The sequence below is a fragment of the Aerococcus sp. L_32 genome (assembly GCF_050689315.1).
This window is the reverse complement of the sequence record NZ_JBOEQF010000765.1, coordinates 1-861: the sequence shown is the minus strand read 5'-3', so window position 1 is coordinate 861 and position 861 is coordinate 1. Positions and strand designations below refer to the sequence as shown.

Annotated in this window: 1 protein-coding gene; it reads left to right on the top strand. The window is 40.8% G+C overall.

Going from position 1 to position 861, the window contains the following annotated elements:
• Nucleotides 1-354: 354 nt before the first annotated feature.
• On the top strand, nt 355-861 hold a 507-nt coding region (locus ACRCJ0_RS16300; RefSeq protein WP_431391210.1), incomplete at its 3' end, for a M20/M25/M40 family metallo-hydrolase.

Sequence of the window (861 nt, the reverse complement as noted above, 5' to 3'; positions counted from 1 at the left end):
TGCCCATCCTTGGACGCGCTGGTCTGCATTGGCCGTCGTTTCACCATGACGGACAAAGTAATAATGGATAGCTGCCATAATATTCACTCCTCTCGTGTTTTGGTATTTGATGTTAACTTCATTCTAGCATAATAAACGATTTATGAAAACGATTTCCATAATAATGATGATATATGATCTTATTAACCCAAATCTTGATTCAATCAGTTGAGAGAGTTATTCGCATACTTAGTTCAATAAAAGCGAACATCCCTGATTGAAAACTCGTGGGCAATTTATTATTTGCTATAAGAAATTCGTGCTAAAATGGAGAATATATGACGAATGCCGGAGGAAATGGCAGAAAAATGAGGAGTGTTCTTTTTGACAAAAGTAGCAAAAGTATTTACTGATGAAGAAAAAATTAAAATTTTAAGTGATATTGTGGCAATCGAGACGGTTGACCGCAATGAGGAAGATGTGGCTAATTATCTTGCAGCCCTACTAGGCGAGTATGGAATCGATTCTAAGGTTATTCCAACAGGGATTCCTGGTCGTGCCAACTTGGTAGCTGAAATCGGAGCTGGTTCGCCAGTATTAGCGATTTCTGGTCATATGGATGTCGTTTCTGCAGGGAATGCGGAGGCTTGGACGTCTGATCCGTATACATTGACTGAGCGTGACGGGAAACTATTCGGCCGTGGATCTACAGATATGAAAGGCGGATTGGCTGCCTTAGTGATCGCTATGATCGAAATTAAAGAACAAGGATTATTAGAACGCGGAACTTTACGCCTGTTAGCGACTTACAACGAGGAAAATGGGGCTGTCGGTTCAATCCAACTAGAAGAAGCAGGTTATGTATCTGACGTTGATGCTATA